A 14,589-nucleotide genomic window follows, 5' to 3' on the forward strand; every position below is an offset into this window, starting at 1 on the left:
GCCTTCCTTCCCGATGCACTCAGTGTGCGGCCTTTTGCGCCTCGTCCGCCGCGTCCTGAGCCGCATCCTGGACTTGCTCGACGGCCTTGCTGGACTCGTCGGCTCCTTGTTGCACCGCCGCCCGAGCCCGCTCCGCACCCTGCTGCAACGCGCCCTGTGCGAGGCCCCCCAGCTCCTTGGCCTGCGCCTGCATGGCGGCGAACCGCTCGCGCACGTACGCGGCCTGGATCTGTGCCGCCTCGGGGAGCGAGCGCGCAGCCGCGAGCTTCTGCCCGAGATCCAGAGCGGCGCGGACGTTCTGCTCGGCGTAGTCCAGGCCGCGAGCATACATGTTCTGCGTGCTACTGCGGGCGAGATCGGCCGAGCCCTGTAGGGTGTCGGTGGTGCGCCGTGCGGCTCCGATGAAGCTTCCAAAGGCCTTCCGAGCCTGCTCAAGGCTACTCTCGGCCAAGTCGCGCAACTGTGGTGGGACCTCGTAGCTTGGGATATTCGCCATGATTGGTCTCCTTCAGGCCGCGTGGCAGGCACGGCCAGTCTATTTGTGCACCGCACAAGCCGCTGCGTCCAGGCATGGCCGGATCTGATCAGACCTCGGTTTCGCGGCGCACAACGGCGTCCTCACCGCTGCCCTTCTGGGACAGGCCGACATCCGGATCCTCGTCGGTGATCGGCACAGGCTTGTCCTCGGCATTCGGAGCGGAGGCACCGGATTCGTCCTGTCCCGGACCCTTCTGTCCGGCGCCGGGATCTGGCGTCGCTGGCTGGTGCGCGGTCGTCATCCCGGCTCCCCTTGTCCCGTCAACGCGGGGACGGCCCTCGGGGTCCCGGCCTTGTCGATTCGGCATGAGCAGGAACGCCGCTGCGGCGCTATATGGGGCCGGGAGAGTGAGGAGAGTGTTGTGTTCACCGTCAAGGGGATCGATCCGTCCGGGCGCGTCATGACCTTCGCCTGCGGAACCGATGAGCAGGCCATGGAGAAGACCTGGGAGCTTGCCCGGCGCGGCTTCCGCGAGATCACGGTCGCCGATCCGAAGGGCAAGGAGATGTCTGCGGCCGCCTTCGAGCGATCCCTGAACATCGATTGGGAGTGAGGGCTGCGCTCCTACCGGTTCCCCAGCGCCGGCCCGCCGGCCGCGCCGCCCGTGCCTGGAGGGCCACTTGTCGGAGTGCCACCGATCATTGCCCCCGGCGTGGTACCCGGCACCGTGGCGTTGCCTTGCGCCGCCGCCGCGCCGTCGCTCGGTTCGCCCGCGCGCTCTGAGCCGACCGTCCCGGCCGCCACCCCGCCGGTCGTGGCCGGCGCCCGCACGCCGGTATTGCCGGCGCCACCGGTCGTCACCTGTGCCCGCGTGGGAGCGGCCGCGAGGACGGTTAAGGCCGCGGAGAGCAGAAGGGTCGCGGGTTTCATGAATTGATCCGTCGTGCGCGGTCCGATGCCAACGACTGACCGACGGGGAAGTTCACCCCCACGCGTGAAACCGACCCAGTTCCTCCCGAAACTTTCAGTGCAGCTCATAGCAATTGGTGATCACGCGTGGACTACGCGTCACGTCGTACAGGATCGAGCATTGGACGAGATACGTCCGATCCTTCCTGCGAAACAGGATCAGGGAGGAGCGATTGTCCAAGGTCCCGGCATAGCCGGCGATCTCCCAGCCGTCCGCTGTGAGCCGCTCGATGCTGAGTGACGGCTCCGCAGCGCGCGCCGTGGATAGCCAGCCGAAACAGGCGAGGAAGGCCGCGGACCATCGCATTCCCGCAGCTTAGGCCCGCCGGCGCCTCGCACACAACCGGGGCTTCGGCTTGGGAGCGGGGCGCCTCAGAGGCCCGGCACCTCGTCGATCTCGGGCGCCGGCTCATCGCGCGACACCGGATGATCCTCGGGCGCGGGCGGGAGTCGCGGAGGCGGCATGTCGCCGGTATTGGGCGGCATCGGCAGGCCGTGCGGCAAATCGGGTACGGGCATCTCGCCCGCGTTCGAAGCTTTCGGATCCGGCATGAGGCGTCCCCGGCGTATCCCTGGCGCGCCACCGCCTGTCGGTCGGTGCGGCCCGATCGTGAACGATCGGCCGGCGCGAAGGTGCCCGTCGTCTCGCGAAGGGCCGGGGCTGTCGCCTCGTTCAGGCCGGCTGCAGGGCTTCCAGGGAGGCCGGCCGGCCCGGATTCAGGGACGCGACGCCGCTCGCGGTCGCGCCGATTTCCTCCGCTTTCCGCCAGACGGCACTGCACACGAGGATCTCGCGGCTCGCATCGATGCTGAGCACGAAGCTGTCCGGGACGATCTCGGCCTCGGGAAGCGCGACGCGCACGCCTCCGACCGACCGGTCGTAGACGATGCAGGGCAGGCTTCGATGTTCGTCCACCGAAATGCTGCCGGTCTCATTCAGCAACGTGCGCGAAGCGCTGCGTCGTTCGAACATTGCCGCCTCATAGAAATCCAGGCGGTAGGATCGGCTACCCGCGTTCAGGCACGGTTTTTAAAATGCGTCGAATTTTCATTATCGTGATCGCGCTGTGAATTAAGGGTTCTATTCTCGGGTTTTGGGATATTCAGCGGGCAAATACGAAGGCGCGCCGCAGCCGGACGGGAGGCCCGGCGGCGGCGCGCAGGACGCGTATCCGTCCGCACCAGGCGGCCGCGGCCGACCTATCCGGTGATCACTTCGACAAGGGTGGTCAGAAAGCCGAGGGCGACCGCGCCGATCCCGCTCATGAACGCGACATCCCAGCCGGCAAAGTCCTTGGACCGGGGCGCACGCAGGAAGGCGAAGAGCGTGACGGCAGCCCCGCACACGACAAGGGCGATGGCAAGATAGATGGACCGAGACATGACGCTTCCTCTTCAGCCGGTCTCGCGGCCCTTCAGGGCTCTTGTGCGGATGTGTGCAACCGGCGCGATTTATTTAAGCTCATCCGTCATCGAAAGATGACAGACGAGGAAGCGGGGAACAAGACGCTATTCTGTTCTGCATGGCGGAACGAAACGTCGATGCGCCGCTGAGATCTGATCCGGGCGCGAAGCTCCTGCCGGTTGTGCCGCCAGGGTTGTCGGTCCGGAGAAGCGGCTGCCCCGTCGCGGACAATCAGCAAACACGCGGACGCCCTTTGGCACTTTCGGCCGCTGCGGGCCCGCCCGGCCACGCGGCAGCGGCCAGCAGAGCAGGCATCCGAACGCGTCTCATCTCACGCACTCCTAGCCCGTCCGAGAGCGGACCGGCCCGCGGGAACGCCGTAGTCTCTGTGCGGTGCCCGAAGGCCCGTGGGGCTCAGGCCCGACCGGTCACTTCCGGGCGGCCATCAGGTCGTGAGTCAGGACCGTCAATTTGCCGATGAGGCTGCTGATGTCGGAACTCTTGCACGACCAATGCGTCCCGATCGCCTCGCCATCCGCCGCGACGGAGACCACCGCCACCGAGCGCAGGCGGCCTTCGCGGGCGAGCGCCAGCTGATCCTGCAGCACGGCGATGATCGACGCCGTCTCCTCGTCCGCCACGGCGGGTGCGATATGCGCCGGGAATGGCACCACCGTACTCGTCATCGTCTGCTCTCGCTTCATGGTGCGGATCCCTCGGTTCGCGTCCTCGGGCTCCGACGTGCGCAGCAGCTTTGTGCAGAGTAAGGCAGCTTGTCCGTGTCGCGCGATGTCTCGGACAAGTGTGGCGCTGCGGCAACGAAGCAGGCGCGTCAAAGTCCTGATCGCGATCGGGTGCGCGGCTGCGGAATGCGCCGACGCGCGTTTCCGATGCGGTCCCCCGGCGCATCCTTGGCCGGGCACCCCGTCGCAGCGCCGCGCGGGACGGTTCTGTGACGGGGTGCCCCGGAGACGGGCGGCCCTCAGGCGGCCTTGCGACCCTTGCGCTCGCGCTCGGCCATGGCGCCGGGCTGTCCGAGGCCGATTGCCTTGGCCAGGGCCGAGCGCTGCTCGGCATAGCTCGGGGCGACCATCGGGTAGTCGGCCGGCAGGCCGTAGCGGTCGCGGTAGCTGCGCGGGTCGAAGCCGTGGCTGGTCAGGTGGCGCTTGAGCGTCTTGTAGGTCTTGCCGTCGATGAAGCTGACGATCCCGTCGGGGCGGACCGACTTGCGGATCTGGGCGGCGCTGGGCTTCTCGACATCGGCCTGCGCGGTCGCGCCGGAATCGGCGGTCAGGGTGCCGGAGACGAGACCGGCGATCGCGCCGTGCACGCGCGTGATCAGGGCCGGCAGCTCGGCAACCGGCACGGGATTGTTCGACACATAGGCAGCCACGATATCGCCGGCCAGCTCGATGAAGTTGGTGTCGGGCCCGATGGTTTCTTCTGTCACTTCAAGATTCCTAGTGTGCCCCTCACGGGCGATTTGCTACTTTTGTTGGATGAATGCAAGTTACAAAACCCTTTTGCGGGTGGCATTCTGCGCATGATTGGCATGCTTGGCGCGAGCCGCGGGCGGGTATTTTTGGCAATCGATGCCGAGACCTTGTGCACCCGCATGCGGATCTGTGTCGGAGGCACGACATTTCACGGTGCGGAGCCGGGAGGCTGCATCACCTAAAGTCAGCGATCCTGCCGGGCGAATACGCTGAGGTCTGTGCCCTGCCCGGTCGCGCCGTCCGGATGCCGCGCGCGCGGTGACGCGGAGGCCAAGTCGTGGCATGGCCCGGCGATGCTCCTGCTTGCGCTGCTTCTCGCCCTCGTGGCCGTCCTCGTAGCGATGATCATCCTCCGCCGATGGACCGGCCGCCTGGCCTCACTGGCCACGCTGATCGCGGGGGCGATCATGGCCCTGTGGCTGGCCGAGGTCGGCCTGCTTCCCGGATCGAAGGGACCGCTCACTGAGACCCGGCCCGTCGTCCCCGGGCTCGACCGGTAACGGTTCGGTAAACCTGTCGGCGCGAGCATGCCTCATGCCTACGCTCTCCGCCCCGCGCCTCCTCACCTTTCTAGTGTCGATCGTTCTGATCGGCCTTGCCGTCGCCAGCCTCTACACCCGGATCCCCATGGTCGGACGGACGGTGGTCGCACATCGGCAATGGTTCTTCCTCGGCGCCTATGTCCTGTTGGCGCTCGGGGTCACCACCCGCAGCCTGTGACCGACGGTGCTCCCGTCGGGTCGGAACCGCCGGCCGCCCGGAGGAGATCGACATGATCCTGAAGACCAGCTTCGTGTTGCAACCGTTCGCGATGCACCGGAATCGCCTGCGGCCAGCCCACCAGGAGCCTGCCCAGATCGAATTTGTTGCTCTCAAGAAGGCCGAGGCGCGCCGCACGCCTTCCGGTCGCGGCGGCGAGGAAGTCGTTGCCGATGATGAAACCAGTGAGATCGAAGGCGTGCCGATCCTTGGCCAGTTCGGCAACATCCCGGACGATTCCGTCGGGACGTTTCAACGCGGCTGACAAGCCCTCCGGTTCCTCATGCGGCATCGCTGCCCCCTGATTGTCGACCAACAGAAACTACGTAGAAACAACCTAGACTGATTTCTGCGGGCATAAGAGCCTGTCGAGCCGAAGCCTGTGCCCCGCTACTTCATCGATCTTCACGACGGCGCCAATCTCGTGCGCGACCATAAGGGAGTCGACCTCCCGGACCTCGCTGCGGCAAGGGCGCAGGCGGTCCGGATGATGACTCGCCTGGCGCAGGGCTTGGCAGATCCCCATGAGCGTCAGGACTACGTCATCGCCGTGCGCGACGATCAGGGTGCGGTCCGCCTGCGCCTGCGCCTCTCCTACGACGTCGAACCAGGCTGAGCGCGTCGCCGCCATCGAAACGGGCAGGCCGCCGGGATAGCGCGAAGCGCGTCTGCGTTGACGCTGCGCCGGCGTAGGCGCACGGCTGAGGAGATCGGATGCGACGTTCACCCCCTGCGTTCAAGCCACTCGCGGCGGCCCTCGTGCTGCTCTGTGCCGTAGACACGGCGGCGACGGCCCAGACCACTGCGGCGCCGCAGGTCGGCTCGGCGACGGCGACCGCCGACAACGCCATTCTGCTGACGGTCTTCCTGCGTCACGACCAGTCGCGCCCGCTGGCCGAGCTGAATGAGCAACTCGCCAAGCAGGGCTTCTACAAGGCGTTCCCGCCGCCGGGAATCGAGGTCGTGTCGTGGAACGTCGTCATGGGGATCGGGCAGATCATCACGCTGCGGTTGCCCGCCACGCGGCTCCGGGAAATCAACCGGGTCCTTGAGGATACCGCTTGGGGGCCGTACCGGACGGAGTTCTATCCCACCTACGATTATAAGGCCGTCGGTCTCGGGGAGCACGAGAAAGCGCGCTGAGCCGGCGACGCGGCCCGTCCCCGCGGGATTTCAGCGTCAGCGCTGGCCGCTGTCGCTGTTGCGCTGCGTGCAGCGCCACCCGGCGAGGCAGTTCGGCATGTCGGCGGATGGCTCGAAGGCCGGCACGCCGGTCTCGTCCTGCCGGCACGCGCCGGAATCCCGATGGACGGTCTCGTAGGCCGTCTCGCTCCGCGCCAGGATGACGGTCTGATCATGGGCGACGCGGGCCTTCAGCGCCGTGCAGCTGAGGTTGCGCGTGGAGACCCGCTCCTGCGCGGCGGCGCCGGCGGTGACGACGGCCAGTGCGAGGGCGGCAGCGAGACGGATCATGCATCCCTCCGGGCGTGTTCGGGCGCGGCTCGCGTGGCGGTATCGCGCTCGCCCTGCGTCCTCAACCGCTCGTAACGCCGCGCCCCATCGGGTGCGGCCCGGGGGTGCCTCGGTGTCGATTCCGACCGGGAAGCCAAGCGCTCGGGTCTTCGGTCAGGTGAAATGCGCCGGCAGCGACAGGCTCTGGGCGTACAGGGTCAGGGCGATGACGCCGCCCATCAGGGTAGCGGCCAGGGTGACGCGGTTTGTCCGGCTCATCGGAAGTCCCCATTCACGGCGTGTCTGTCGTCGCGGTGTGGAGACGACATAAGCGCAAGCATTCGGGCCGGGTGTGCTCCGCGACACACCTGACAGGTCAGGGCTGTGACGCTGCGCCCGCCAGGGTGCCGAGAACCGTCGCGACGTCCCAGAGGCAGGGCTGACCGCGCCGTTTGGCCTCGTACATCGCCGCGTCGGCCCGTTCGGCCAGGGCCTTCGCCCGGGTCGCGTGCAGCGGCGCGCAGGCGATACCGATGGCGGCCGCGGCACGGATCGGTGCCCCGGCCCCGAGATCGTAGGGCTCGGCAAGCCGCACGTGGAGGCGCCGCGCGAAGGCGAGGGCCTGCGGCGGCGCTGCGCCGCCCAGAAGGATCGCGAATTCGTCGCCCCCGAGGCGCGCGGCGAGGTCGGCCTCGCCGAGTTCCTGCTGGAGCCGCCCGGCCAGCTGCTGCAGCAGCGCATCGCCGAGGGCGTGGCCGTAGCGGTCGTTCACCGGCTTGAAGCCGTCGAGATCGATGCACAGCAAGGCGCAGGGGCGGATGCCGGGACCGGCAGGAGCACGGTCGAGCGCATGGTCGAGGCGGGCCGCGAACCGGTAGCGGTTGGGCAATCCGGTGAGGGGATCGTGATGCGCCATGTAGCGCAGGAGCGTTTCCGCCCGGCGGCGCTCGGTCACCTCCTCGACGAGGACCGCCCAGCCACCCCCCGCCTGAGGGTGGGTCGTGAGCGCGACCTGACGCCCGTCGGGAAGGGTCTGCAGTCCGGAGCGGCCTGGTGCCCCGCGCAGGTCCGCGACCGCGCTCAACGCGCCGACATCCCGCGCATGCATGCCGGGCCGGATCCGCTGGGCCCGCTGTCCGAACAGACGCCGGAAGCCCGCGCTGACGAACAGCAGCCGATCGGCGGCGTCGAACACGCAGAGCCCGTGCGGCAGGCTGTCGAGGGCGCGGACCAGCCCGGGACCGAGACGCCGGGCATGACCGAACGCCGATTCGCGCGGCGCGCGGAGCCGTCGCCCCGCGCGCCGTATCGGCTTCGACGCAACCCGGTCCGCTCGCGCCGCCATGACCGTCCCCTCATGCGCGGTGCCGGTCCGGCCCGCGCCAGCCGGTCGAGACCCGACCGGAAACCAATCTCGGCGGCTTATAGAATGGGAATCCTTTCGCCAACCTTGACGATAGCGGGCAGCGTTCAGCGATAGAACAAGGTCTCGCCCCGGATCGCGAAGTTGCGACGGCGCGGCCGCGCGCGCCAGCTCCATCAAGGTCTTGCTCGGGCAGGCCGCTCCCGGGTTGAGTCGTACGATCTAGGGTAGATTTCGCGCGCCAAGGGCCGCGAAATCCCGACCGTGACTGCTTCCGAGTCGAGACTTCGCCTCCGTCCGGCAGGTCCCGAACCTGAAGACCGGTCAGGGAGCGTTCTGCTCGACATGATGCCCGTCGAGCACCGTGTCGCTGGTCGGGACCGTCTCGGCCACGGCTTGCGCCCGGCGGAGGTCCGGCGCGGTCGCCTCCTCGACGAAGGCCGCCACAGCCTCGGTCAGCGGCAGCGTGCGGGTCTGCTGGCTGCCGAGCCGCCGGATCGAGACCGTCCGTTCCTCGGCCTCGCGCTTGCCCAGCGCCAGCAACACCGGCACCTTGGCCAGCGAGTGCTCGCGGACCTTGTAGTTGATCTTCTCGTTGCGCAGATCCGCCTCGACCCGCAGGCCCGCGCGCGCGAGGGTGCGGATGACATCCCGGGCGTAAGGATCGGCCTCGCCGGTGATCGTCGCCACCACCACCTGCACGGGCGCCAGCCAGAGCGGGAAATGCCCGGCGAAGTGCTCGATCAGGATGCCCGTGAAGCGCTCCATCGAGCCGCAGATCGCCCGGTGGACCATCACGGGCGGCTTCCTTGCGCCGTCGGCGTCGATGTAGAAGGCGCCGAACCGCTCGGGCAGGTTGAAATCCACCTGCGTGGTCCCGCACTGCCAGTCGCGGCCGATGGCGTCGCGCAGCACGTACTCGAATTTGGGCCCGTAGAACGCGCCCTCCCCCGGGTTCACCGCGGTCCTGATCCGGCCGGCCGACTGCTCCTCGATCTGCGCCAGAACCCGGGTCATCACGTCCTCGGCATGGTCCCAGAGGGCATCCGAGCCGACGCGCTTCTCGGGCCGGGTCGAGAGCTTCACGACGATCTGGTCGAAGCCGAAATCCGCGTAGGTCGAGAGGATCAGGTCGTTGATCTTCAGGCACTCGTCGGCGAGCTGGTCCTCGGTGCAGAAGACGTGGGCGTCGTCCTGGGTGAAGCCGCGCACGCGCATCAGCCCGTGCATGGCGCCGGACGGCTCGTAGCGGTGGACGATGCCGAACTCGGCCATCCGCAGCGGCAGGTCGCGGTAGGATTTCAGGCCGTGCTTGAAGATCTGCACGTGGCCCGGGCAGTTCATCGGCTTGAGGGCGAACCAGCGCTTGTCCTCCGCCTCCTCGCCGGCCGATTGGGCGGCGAACATGTTCTCCCGGTACCAGCCCCAGTGGCCGGAGGTCTCCCACAGCGCCTTGTCGAGGATCTGCGGGGCGTTGACCTCGGCGTAGTCGCCGCGCAGGCGCCGGCGCATGTAGGCGATCAGCTCCTGGAAGATCGTCCAGCCCTTGGCGTGCCAGAACACGACACCCGGCCCCTCCTCCTGGAAGTGGAACAGGTCCATCTCCCGGCCGAGCCGGCGGTGGTCGCGGCGCTCGGCCTCCTCCAGCCGGTGCAGGTAATCGTCGAGATCAGCCTGGTTCGCCCAGGCGGTGCCGTAGATGCGGGTCAGCATCGGGTTGTTCGAATCACCCCGCCAGTAGGCGCCCGCGACCTTCATCAGCTTGAAGGCGGTGCCGACCTTGGCGGTCGAGGTCATGTGCGGGCCGCGGCACAGGTCGAACCACTCGCCCTGGCGATAGATCTTCAGATCCTCGCCCGGCGGGATCGCGTCGACCAGCTCGACCTTGAATTTTTCGTCCTTGCCGGCGAACAGGGCGCGCACGTCCTCGCGCTTCCAGACTTCCTTGGTAAACGGAGCATCGCGCGAAACAATCTCGCGCATCTTCGCCTCGATCTTCGGGAAGTCTTCGGGCGTGAACGGGGTCTCGCGGTAGAAGTCGTAATAGAAGCCGTTCTCGATCACCGGGCCGATCGTGACCTGCGTCTCCGGCCAGAGCGCCTGCACCGCCTCGGCGAGCACATGCGCGCAATCGTGCCGGATCAACTCCAGGCTGCGCGGATCGGTGCGGTCGAGGAACTCGATGCGGGCGTCGCGGTCGATCGGATCGTCGAGATCGGCGACCGTGCCGTCGAGCGCCATGGCGACGGTCCGCTTGGCCAGCGACTTGGCGATGCCCTCGACGACGGCGCGGCCGGTGGTGCCGGCGGCGATCTTGCGGGTATTGCCGTCGGGGAAGGTGAGGATCGGCATGGTTCAAGCGTCTCCGGGCTCAGTCCTGCATACGGGGCAGGTAAGCGGTTTCGAGGGAGCGGCCGTGTAGACCGATTTTTTCGATGAGGGAACGGCCGCGCCGCGCGTCCCTGGCCTCAGCCTGTCCTCACGCTGTGGGCCATCGGCTCTGCGCATGTCGGGCCATCCCGGGGCGCTGCGCGCGACCAGGCGGCTCATGCGGTCGCCGCGTCACATCCTCGCCCGCCCCGTACCGCCCCGTCATCCCGGGGCCGCGCGGCGGGGCCCGGGATCCGGACCCGCCGAGGCGGCAAGGGCGTGCACCGCCGGCTTCTCTGGGTTGCCCGCCCCCGGCCTGCCCGTCCGGGTCCGGGCCCGCCTGCGGCGCCCCGGAACGACGGCGCGGGTGGCGGAACCGGCAGGGCCCCTCCCGCCATGCGCGATCGTCCCCGCGCGCCGTTTGGCGCCGGGGGCATGGCCCAAGAAGCGACCACAGGGGACGCGGGACGCCGCGGGAACCCAGGTGTCGGCCAGTCAACGCGCGGGATCCGATCCCCGCGGCGCCCGCGGCATCGGCCGGGCATGGTCCCCGGCCGATGCCGTCTTTCTCGTCGCGGCGTCTGTGCGACGTCCCGGTCCTGCGCCGGCCTGCCAAGCGGTCTCAGGCGAGGCGCACGCGCCTCCGGAACCCGCTATCACTCTCCGTGGCCTTCCAGCCGTTCGCCCGCCTCGTCGTGGGCGGATCCGCAGGATGCGTGGGGTCGGCCCAGACGCTGGTCGGCGCGGGGGCATTTCCGCCCCCGCCGGGCCAAGGGCCGCCCGGTCTCACGCCCGCCACCGAGACACGCCCCGTACCGGGCACGCCGCCCGGGGCGATGGCGGCTGAAAGCCACCGACGCGGGCGCCGCCCCACCCCCGGACCCGCCCGGTCAGCCACCGCACGGGACCCATGAAGGACGCCCCGGGATCGCTCCCGAACCGCCGTGGGCAGGTGCGGCTAGGAAGCACAGAATAGGAATATTGTCAAGAGCGGTCATGCCCGTCGCCGTGCAGCCGGTGTGGATCACGCCCCGCATCGTCGTCCCGGGGCGCCGCAGGCGGGCCCGGACCCGCGGGGGCACGCCGGAGGCGGGCCGCCGAGCGCCGCCGCCGCGCCAGGATAGCGCGCCGCCCTCGGCTCCGGATCCCGGGTTCCGCTGCGCGGCCCCGGGATGACGGGGGGACGCGGCGGCAACGATCCCCCAGAACGAGGATCGCGCCGTTTCCCGATCTGGAGATGCGGGCGTGCGAGCCTCACCCCGCGCGCTGCAGCCGGCTGGCAAAGAAGCCGTCCAGCCCGCCGCGGGCGCCCGGAACCTCGGGCAGGTGGCACGGCAGGGTCCGCAGATCGCCGTTGGCATCGATCAGCGCAGTGGCGCCACCGACCTCCTCGGGCCGCACCGGCACGCGTACGAACCGTGCGTCGCGGGCGAGGAACGCCGCGACCTGCGCCTCGCCCTCTTCCGGCTCCAGCGAGCAGGTGCAGTAGACGAGACGGCCGCCCGGTCGCACCAGCCCGGCCGCGTGGTCGAGGAGCCTGGTCTGGAGCGCGGCGAGCCGGGCGATATCGGTCTCGGCCTTGGTCCAGGCGACATCCGGGTGGCGCCGGATCGTGCCGGTGGCCGAACACGGGGCGTCGAGGAGCACCGCATCGTGATCCCGGCCCTCGAGCGTCAGGGCATCGGCGACCGCAATCTCGACGGCGAGGCTGAGCCGCGCGACGTTCTCGCGCAGGCGCTCCAGCCGCGGCGCAGAGCGGTCGATTGCGGTGACGTGCGCCCCGGCGGCGGCGAGCTGCATGGTCTTGCCGCCGGGTGCGGCGCAGAGGTCGAGCACGCGGGTGCCCGGTCCGGGCGCGAGCAGCCGGGCCGGGATCGCCGCGGCGGCATCCTGCACCCACCATGCGCCCTCTTGGAAGCCCGGCAGCTCGGGGATCGCCGGCCCGTTCTCCGGCAGGCGCAGGGAGCCGGTGGGCAGCGTCACGGCGCCGAGCCGCTCGGCCCAGTCCCCCGGTTCCCCGCAGAGGGTGAGATCGATCGCCGCCCCCGCGAGATGGGCCTGCGCGATGGCGCCCGCGCGCTCCGGCCCGTAGGCCGCGTGCCAGCGGCGGGCGAGCCAGTCCGGCGTGTTGGTGGAGAGCGCGTCGGCGCCGCTCAGGATGGCGTCGCGCTCCCGGGCGATCCGGCGCAGCACCGCGTTGACGAGGCCGGCGAGATGCACCGTGCGGCTGTCCGCCTTGGCGAGCCGCACCGCGAGGTCGACGGCCGCATGGTCGGGGACCGCGAGGTCGAGGATCTGGGCGGTCGCGGTGGCCAGCAAGGCCGTGAGCTGTGGCTTGGCCACGGGGAGCCCGCGCTCCAGCCGGGCGGCGAGCGCCGCGCGGATCATCCCGTAGCGCCGGAAGGTCGCGACCGCGATGGCCCGCGCCAGCCCGGCATCCGCGGGCGCCAGAGCCTCGGACCGGATCGCCTGGGCGAGGGCTTCGTCGAGCGCCGGCGGCCGCTCTTGGCCGATCAGCGCGGCGACCGCCTGCTGCGCCGCGCGGCGCGCGCCGAGGCCGGCCGCATCGGGGCCTGCCGTGCCGGCCCCCGTGCCCCGTGCCGAAGTCCTGTCCCGCGTGTTGCGGCCTGTGTCCCGCGATGCCACTTCTTCTCCCGAGCCGAATTCTATTCCGATCCACGCCCTCACACCCGAGCGAGCGCGATGCAAGACCCGAACGGACACGACCCGAAGGCAGCCGGCCCTGCGCGCCGCACCCTCAGCCCGGCGGCGGAGCGCGCCCTGGCCGAGGCGGCCGAGCGCCGCGCCGCGATCGACGCGCGCGCTGCCGAGATCAGCGCCCGACCCGAGCGCCTGGGCCGCGGCGGCCTGGAGCCGGTCCGCTACGACGACTGGGAGGTGAAAGGCCTCGCGGTCGATTTCTGAAGCCGGAACGCCGCGGCCCAAGGGCCGTTCCCCTGGCTGACCGACAGGGAGACCAGGCGATGGCGACGAAGGTATCGGCACGGGGCGCGGCCGAGGGGCCGCATGGCGAGATCCCGCTGGCCCGGGGCGAGCGGCTCGGGATGCGGATGTGGCGGGCCGAAGAGCCGAACGCCGACAAGCCGATGACCACCTCGCCCCACGAGACCGTGGGCTACGTGATCAGCGGGCGGGCCGAGCTGGTGATCCGCGGCGAGACGGTGGAACTGGCGGCCGGCGATTCGTACTGCGTCCCGGCCGGGGCCGAGCACACTTACCGGATCCTGGAGACCTTCACGGCCGTCGAGGCCACGGCCCCGCCGGCCGGCTGAACACGGCCGGATCTCATGGGCCGGTAGCCGAAGCTGCCGGCACACCTCTGCCAGATCCTTGTATCGCTGAGTGCGGACCTCGGGTGTGCAGCGGGTGTGCCGGCCTCCGAGGACGATGTCGGTCGGTCAATCCGACCTACGGCTCCCGCGGACCCTTTTGCCCCGCTTCGCCGGTTTGCGTTCGGGGAGCGCGGGCCGGCAAGGGCAGACGGGTGATCTTGGCAGGCACCACGTGTTTCTTGGTGGTGTGCCACCCGGCCCGATCGAGCAGACGACCTGACATTCGGGCCTCCATCAACGAGATGTTTCTCCTGGCTCACATCGTCCGGCACGGTGCCCGCCGATCCTCCGATCGCGCGCACATCTCAGTGGGTCATGTAGACCTGTGTGCCGACATCGACCCGCGCATAGAGATCGACGACGTCCTGGTTGAACATCCGGATGCAGCCATAGGACGCGTAGGTACCGACCGAGCCCGGCCGGTTGGTGCCGTGGATGGCGTATTCACCGCCCGCCAGGGTCATGGCCGCCGCACCCATCGGGTTGTGCGGCGAGCCGCCGGCGATGAGATTCGGCAGGCGCGGGTTGTCGCGCCGCACCTCGGCGGGGGGCGACCAGGCGGGGGCGACGTATTTCCCGTCGATGGGCTTGGTGCCGAACCATTGCTTGCCGGGCCGGCCCACCGCCACGGGGTAGCGGATCGCCGTCCCGTCGCCGTTCACCAGGTAGAGCTTGCGCTGCGACACGCTGATCACGATCGAGCCCGGCTCGACGCTGTTCTGGAACGGCACGATCTCGCGCGCCTGCGCCGTGCCGAAACAACCCGCCAGCACCGCGCCGGCCACTCCGAATAAAGCCGCGACCCGACCCGACATGACCTGTTCCTCGACCGGCAAGAGCGTCTGCGCCCCAGTAATCCATGGTCGAGCTTGTCGTTCCAGGAAAAGCTATGGTTGATGACCCGTCGGTCCCTGAAATTGCAGGGAACGGTAAAGGAGCAACGT

General features: G+C 69.6%; 21 protein-coding genes. 8 read left to right on the top strand and 13 right to left on the bottom strand.

Translation table 11 applies throughout. From position 1 onward, the window contains the following. Positions 1-19: 19 nt before the first annotated feature. Complete coding sequence (locus tag JOE48_RS02970) at positions 20-496, bottom strand: phasin (RefSeq protein WP_210027240.1); 477 nt, start codon at positions 494-496, stop codon at positions 20-22. Between the two features lie 88 nt (positions 497-584). Beyond that, positions 585-779 (bottom strand): hypothetical protein, encoded by a 195-nt coding sequence (locus JOE48_RS02975; RefSeq protein ID WP_210027242.1) that lies wholly within the window; start codon positions 777-779, stop codon positions 585-587. Between the two features lie 120 nt (positions 780-899). Here JOE48_RS02975 and JOE48_RS02980 point away from each other — a divergent pair, with 120 nt between their 5' ends. Further along, positions 900-1,091, top strand: coding sequence for a hypothetical protein (locus JOE48_RS02980; protein WP_210027244.1), 192 nt, complete (start codon positions 900-902; stop codon positions 1,089-1,091). 411 nt (positions 1,092-1,502) lie between these two features. Here JOE48_RS02980 and JOE48_RS02985 read toward each other — a convergent pair whose 3' ends face one another. The 6 genes from JOE48_RS02985 to JOE48_RS03010 all read right to left on the bottom strand — a co-directional run bounded on the left by JOE48_RS02985 (position 1,503) and on the right by JOE48_RS03010 (position 4,302). Continuing rightward, positions 1,503-1,754 (bottom strand): hypothetical protein, encoded by a 252-nt coding sequence (locus JOE48_RS02985; protein WP_210027246.1) that lies wholly within the window; start codon positions 1,752-1,754, stop codon positions 1,503-1,505. 65 nt (positions 1,755-1,819) lie between these two features. After that, positions 1,820-1,999 carry a hypothetical protein gene (locus tag JOE48_RS02990; protein WP_210027248.1) on the bottom strand — a complete coding sequence of 60 codons (180 nt, stop codon included), beginning with the start codon at positions 1,997-1,999 and terminating at the stop codon, positions 1,820-1,822. A 121-nt stretch (positions 2,000-2,120) separates the two neighbouring features. Beyond that, positions 2,121-2,363, bottom strand: coding sequence for a PilZ domain-containing protein (locus JOE48_RS02995; protein WP_312893051.1), 243 nt, complete (start codon positions 2,361-2,363; stop codon positions 2,121-2,123). A 284-nt stretch (positions 2,364-2,647) separates the two neighbouring features. Beyond that, entirely contained in the window at positions 2,648-2,830 is a 183-nt protein-coding gene (locus JOE48_RS03000; protein WP_192710351.1) for a hypothetical protein, read from the bottom strand. Between the two features lie 450 nt (positions 2,831-3,280). After that, positions 3,281-3,556, bottom strand: a complete 276-nt coding sequence (locus tag JOE48_RS03005; RefSeq protein ID WP_210027252.1) for a hypothetical protein — start codon at positions 3,554-3,556, stop codon at positions 3,281-3,283. Positions 3,557-3,834: 278 nt separating this feature from the next. Then, entirely contained in the window at positions 3,835-4,302 is a 468-nt protein-coding gene (locus tag JOE48_RS03010; protein WP_210027254.1) for a MucR family transcriptional regulator, read from the bottom strand. A 339-nt stretch (positions 4,303-4,641) separates the two neighbouring features. On the opposite strand from JOE48_RS03010, the gene JOE48_RS03015 reads away from it, so the two are divergent. The 5 genes from JOE48_RS03015 (at position 4,642) to JOE48_RS03035 (ending at position 6,250) form a co-directional block, all read left to right on the top strand. Continuing rightward, a complete protein-coding gene (locus JOE48_RS03015) occupies positions 4,642-4,848 on the top strand; it encodes a hypothetical protein (protein ID WP_210027264.1) in 207 nt (68 codons plus the stop codon). A 34-nt stretch (positions 4,849-4,882) separates the two neighbouring features. Then, a complete protein-coding gene (locus tag JOE48_RS03020; protein ID WP_210027266.1) occupies positions 4,883-5,068 on the top strand; it encodes a hypothetical protein in 186 nt (61 codons plus the stop codon). Between the two features lie 52 nt (positions 5,069-5,120). Further along, complete coding sequence (locus JOE48_RS03025) at positions 5,121-5,372, top strand: hypothetical protein (protein WP_210027268.1); 252 nt, start codon at positions 5,121-5,123, stop codon at positions 5,370-5,372. A 117-nt stretch (positions 5,373-5,489) separates the two neighbouring features. After that, the gene (locus JOE48_RS03030; RefSeq protein ID WP_210027270.1) at positions 5,490-5,723 is read left to right on the top strand and encodes a DUF6894 family protein; all 234 of its coding nucleotides are present in this window, start codon (positions 5,490-5,492) and stop codon (positions 5,721-5,723) included. 98 nt (positions 5,724-5,821) lie between these two features. Beyond that, positions 5,822-6,250, top strand: a complete 429-nt coding sequence (locus JOE48_RS03035) for a hypothetical protein (protein WP_210027271.1) — start codon at positions 5,822-5,824, stop codon at positions 6,248-6,250. A gap of 36 nt (positions 6,251-6,286) precedes the next feature. On the opposite strand, the gene JOE48_RS03040 is transcribed toward JOE48_RS03035, so the two are convergent. The 4 genes from JOE48_RS03040 to JOE48_RS03055 all read right to left on the bottom strand — a co-directional run bounded on the left by JOE48_RS03040 (position 6,287) and on the right by JOE48_RS03055 (position 12,938). Next, on the bottom strand, positions 6,287-6,580 hold the full coding sequence (locus JOE48_RS03040) for a hypothetical protein (protein WP_210027279.1): 294 nt from the start codon (positions 6,578-6,580) through the stop codon (positions 6,287-6,289). A 355-nt stretch (positions 6,581-6,935) separates the two neighbouring features. Next, positions 6,936-7,904: a diguanylate cyclase domain-containing protein gene (locus JOE48_RS03045; RefSeq protein WP_210027293.1), complete on the bottom strand. Its 969-nt coding sequence runs from the start codon at positions 7,902-7,904 to the stop codon at positions 6,936-6,938. A gap of 342 nt (positions 7,905-8,246) precedes the next feature. Further along, positions 8,247-10,274, bottom strand: coding sequence for a threonine--tRNA ligase (thrS, locus tag JOE48_RS03050; RefSeq protein WP_210027308.1), 2,028 nt, complete (start codon positions 10,272-10,274; stop codon positions 8,247-8,249). 1,272 nt (positions 10,275-11,546) lie between these two features. After that, positions 11,547-12,938 (bottom strand): RsmB/NOP family class I SAM-dependent RNA methyltransferase, encoded by a 1,392-nt coding sequence (locus JOE48_RS03055; RefSeq protein ID WP_210027315.1) that lies wholly within the window; start codon positions 12,936-12,938, stop codon positions 11,547-11,549. Positions 12,939-12,995: 57 nt separating this feature from the next. On the opposite strand from JOE48_RS03055, the gene JOE48_RS03060 reads away from it, so the two are divergent. Continuing rightward, on the top strand, positions 12,996-13,217 hold the full coding sequence (locus JOE48_RS03060) for a DUF1674 domain-containing protein (RefSeq protein WP_210027317.1): 222 nt from the start codon (positions 12,996-12,998) through the stop codon (positions 13,215-13,217). A 59-nt stretch (positions 13,218-13,276) separates the two neighbouring features. Then, positions 13,277-13,585 carry a cupin domain-containing protein gene (locus JOE48_RS03065; protein ID WP_210027319.1) on the top strand — a complete coding sequence of 103 codons (309 nt, stop codon included), beginning with the start codon at positions 13,277-13,279 and terminating at the stop codon, positions 13,583-13,585. Between the two features lie 365 nt (positions 13,586-13,950). Here the strand turns inward: JOE48_RS03065 and JOE48_RS03070 are convergent, their stop codons facing one another. Continuing rightward, positions 13,951-14,460 carry a L,D-transpeptidase gene (locus JOE48_RS03070; protein WP_210027328.1) on the bottom strand — a complete coding sequence of 170 codons (510 nt, stop codon included), beginning with the start codon at positions 14,458-14,460 and terminating at the stop codon, positions 13,951-13,953. Positions 14,461-14,589: the final 129 nt, after the last annotated feature.

This window comes from Methylobacterium sp. PvR107, assembly GCF_017833295.1.
In the GTDB taxonomy this organism is placed as follows: domain Bacteria; phylum Pseudomonadota; class Alphaproteobacteria; order Rhizobiales; family Beijerinckiaceae; genus Methylobacterium.

Excerpts from the sequence above, each read along its gene's own strand:
- JOE48_RS02970 (WP_210027240.1), bottom strand. The coding sequence starts at position 496 with ATGGCGAATATCCCAAGCTACGAGGTCCCACCACAGTTGCGCGACTTG.
- JOE48_RS02975 (WP_210027242.1), bottom strand. The coding sequence starts at position 779 with ATGACGACCGCGCACCAGCCAGCGACGCCAGATCCCGGCGCCGGACAG.
- JOE48_RS02985 (WP_210027246.1), bottom strand. The coding sequence starts at position 1,754 with ATGCGATGGTCCGCGGCCTTCCTCGCCTGTTTCGGCTGGCTATCCACG.
- JOE48_RS02990 (WP_210027248.1), bottom strand. The coding sequence starts at position 1,999 with ATGCCGGATCCGAAAGCTTCGAACGCGGGCGAGATGCCCGTACCCGAT.
- JOE48_RS03000 (WP_192710351.1), bottom strand. The coding sequence starts at position 2,830 with ATGTCTCGGTCCATCTATCTTGCCATCGCCCTTGTCGTGTGCGGGGCT.
- JOE48_RS03005 (WP_210027252.1), bottom strand. The coding sequence starts at position 3,556 with ATGAAGCGAGAGCAGACGATGACGAGTACGGTGGTGCCATTCCCGGCG.
- JOE48_RS03015 (WP_210027264.1), top strand. The coding sequence starts at position 4,642 with ATGCTCCTGCTTGCGCTGCTTCTCGCCCTCGTGGCCGTCCTCGTAGCG.
- JOE48_RS03020 (WP_210027266.1), top strand. The coding sequence starts at position 4,883 with ATGCCTACGCTCTCCGCCCCGCGCCTCCTCACCTTTCTAGTGTCGATC.
- JOE48_RS03025 (WP_210027268.1), top strand. The coding sequence starts at position 5,121 with ATGATCCTGAAGACCAGCTTCGTGTTGCAACCGTTCGCGATGCACCGG.
- JOE48_RS03035 (WP_210027271.1), top strand. The coding sequence starts at position 5,822 with ATGCGACGTTCACCCCCTGCGTTCAAGCCACTCGCGGCGGCCCTCGTG.
- JOE48_RS03040 (WP_210027279.1), bottom strand. The coding sequence starts at position 6,580 with ATGATCCGTCTCGCTGCCGCCCTCGCACTGGCCGTCGTCACCGCCGGC.
- JOE48_RS03045 (WP_210027293.1), bottom strand. The coding sequence starts at position 7,904 with ATGGCGGCGCGAGCGGACCGGGTTGCGTCGAAGCCGATACGGCGCGCG.
- thrS (WP_210027308.1), bottom strand. The coding sequence starts at position 10,274 with ATGCCGATCCTCACCTTCCCCGACGGCAATACCCGCAAGATCGCCGCC.
- JOE48_RS03060 (WP_210027317.1), top strand. The coding sequence starts at position 12,996 with ATGCAAGACCCGAACGGACACGACCCGAAGGCAGCCGGCCCTGCGCGC.
- JOE48_RS03065 (WP_210027319.1), top strand. The coding sequence starts at position 13,277 with ATGGCGACGAAGGTATCGGCACGGGGCGCGGCCGAGGGGCCGCATGGC.
- JOE48_RS03070 (WP_210027328.1), bottom strand. The coding sequence starts at position 14,460 with ATGTCGGGTCGGGTCGCGGCTTTATTCGGAGTGGCCGGCGCGGTGCTG.